Annotated in this window: 3 protein-coding genes; all 3 read left to right on the top strand. The window is 61.3% G+C overall.

What is annotated here, in order from left to right; all coding sequences use genetic code 11:
* On the top strand, nt 1-767 hold a 767-nt coding region (locus OCGS_RS12325), incomplete at its 5' end, for a recombinase family protein (protein ID WP_040611014.1).
* A gap of 83 nt (nt 768-850) precedes the next feature.
* Complete coding sequence (locus OCGS_RS12320) at nt 851-1,147, top strand: hypothetical protein (RefSeq protein WP_476638834.1); 297 nt, start codon at nt 851-853, stop codon at nt 1,145-1,147.
* Between the two features lie 220 nt (nt 1,148-1,367).
* A partial coding sequence (locus OCGS_RS12315; protein WP_040611012.1) for a DNA cytosine methyltransferase occupies nt 1,368-2,262 on the top strand: 895 nt, incomplete at its 3' end.

The following is a 2,262-nucleotide window of genomic DNA, read 5'->3' as shown; positions in this document are numbered from 1 at the left end:
TCGACGAAGAAGCCGCCGCGCATGTGCGCTGGATTTTCTCCAGGTTCCTCGAAATCGGCTCGGGGACGGAACTGGCGCGCGAGGTGGCAAAGCGCGGCATCCGCACGCCCCGCGGCAACCGGATCGACAAGAAGTACCTCTACCGGATGCTGAACAACCGCGCCTACATCGGCGAGGCGGTGCACAAGGGCGAGAGCTATCCCGGAGAGCATGACGCGATCATCGATCGCGAAACGTGGGACCGTGTCCATGCTATCCTGCAGGAAAGTCCCCGCAAGCGGGCGATGCGGACCCGAGCCGAGACGCCGGCGCTCCTGAAAGGGCTGCTGTTCGGGCCGGATGGCGCGGCCTTCTCGCCGACGCATACCCGAAAGGGCGACAGGCTCTACCGCTACTATGTCAGCCAGACGGTGCTGAAGCATGGCGCGGGAGCCTGTCCGGTCGGCCGCGTGCCCGCCGGCGAGATCGAGGCGGCCGTCATCGACCAACTCCGCACCGTGTTTCGCCAGCCGGAGATCGTCGCGGGCACGCGGAAGGCGGCGCGCGCCCACGCCGACGACATAACCGAATCCGACGCCCGCGCGGCCCTGCAGCAGTTCGATCCACTGTGGGACGAACTGTTCCCCGCCGAGCAGGCACGGATCGTCGCGCTGCTGGTCGAGTGCGTGGACATCGGCGTTGATGGCTTGAACATCCGGCTACGCGTGGACGGCCTTAGTGACCTCACGCGCGAGATGCTCGCCGGCGATATCGAGGCCGCAGCATGACACGCGGGGCTGCCATCCCCGACACCGTAACACTCCACGTCCCGTTCCGCGTCGTGAAGCGCGGTGGGCGCAAAGAGATGCAGATGCCGGACGGTGCTGCTCAGCCGCGCCGGACAGATAGCGCCCTCGTCAAGGCGCTGGCCCGCGCGTTCCGATGGAAGCACATGCTGGAGTCGGGCGAGTTCGCTACCATCGCCGAACTGGCCGAGCGCGAGGGCATCGCATCCTCCTATATGACGCGCGTCCTGCGCCTGACGCTACTCGCGCCCGAGATCGTGGAGGCAATCCTGGACGGGAAGCAGGGGCCGGAGGTGACGCTGGTGCACGTGCTGGAGCCGTTTCCAACCGGATGGGAAGCGCAAAAACTCGATCTCTCCTAGCGTCCTCGTGGCGCCAAGCGCTGCGCCCAAGCTACGCGGGGCTGGTCATTGAAATGCCGGATTGCGCGCCTGAGATATCCCCTGGCATGCGCCAGACTTAGCCTATCTGGTGTCCCCAAGTTGTACTCGATCCACATCATGTGACGTCCTTGCTTCATTTTCTTGCAGGAGCGGATGCATGCGTGTAGGCTCAGAGCAAGAAACGAGCAGGCGTAACCACATGAAGTTCATAGATTTATTCGCCGGGCTGGGTGGGTTCCACCAGGCGCTAGTCCAACGTGGAGGAGAGTGCGTCTTTGCTTCCGAGCTAAATGAGCACCTCGCAGGGTTGTACGAAAAGAATTTCGGGATTCGCCCTGCTGGCGACATTAGGTCGGTCGACCTGAGCGCCATCCCTGAGCACGATCTCCTTTGCGCGGGCTTCCCCTGCCAGCCATTCTCCAAGGCGGGTGACCAAAAGGGCCTTGAATGCCCGCAATGGGGCAACCTCTTCGACTATGTCGTCGCAATTCTGAAGCTTAAACAGCCGCGCTTTTTCATTATCGAGAATGTCCCGAATCTGATCCGCCACAATCGCGGGAAGACGTGGTCCATCATTTGCGATCAACTCAAGGCAGCAGGTTATGCAATCAGTTTCGAGCGCCTGTCGCCGCACATGTTTGGCATACCGCAGAAGCGCGAGCGGGCCTTTATCGTCGGTGATCGTCATGGGCTGAGCAATTTTGCTTGGCCGATCCCCGACGATATTCCGCAGACGTCGATCCGTTCTGTCCTCGACGACGATCCGCCTGAAGCTCAGGGATTGAACGGCGATCATCTGCGATATCTTGAGACATGGCAGGAGTTTGTCGCGGCGTTTCCAAAAGATCAGCACCTACCATCCTTTCCAATTTGGGCAATGGAGTTCGGTGCAGATTATCCGCTCGATGGCCTCACCCCCCATGCGCGCGGCTACAGACGACTTGGCAAGTTCAAGGGCGCGTTCGGTATGCCTTTGGCGGGATTATCGCCGCAGCAGGCCGAAGCGGCATTGCCATCCTATGCGCGCACCACGCTGGATCATTTTCCCGCGTGGAAGATCGACTTCATTGCAAAAAACCGAGCTTTTTATGCCG

It is taken from the genome of Oceaniovalibus guishaninsula JLT2003 (assembly GCF_000299575.1).
Lineage (GTDB): Bacteria > Pseudomonadota > Alphaproteobacteria > Rhodobacterales > Rhodobacteraceae > Palleronia > Palleronia guishaninsula.
Note: the sequence above shows the minus strand (reverse complement) of the source record. Positions and strands in the feature narration are given on the sequence as shown.

Coding starts and splice junctions, on each gene's coding strand:
- OCGS_RS12320 (WP_476638834.1), top strand. CDS start 851: ATGCCGGACGGTGCTGCTCAGCCGCGCCGGACAGATAGCGCCCTCGTC.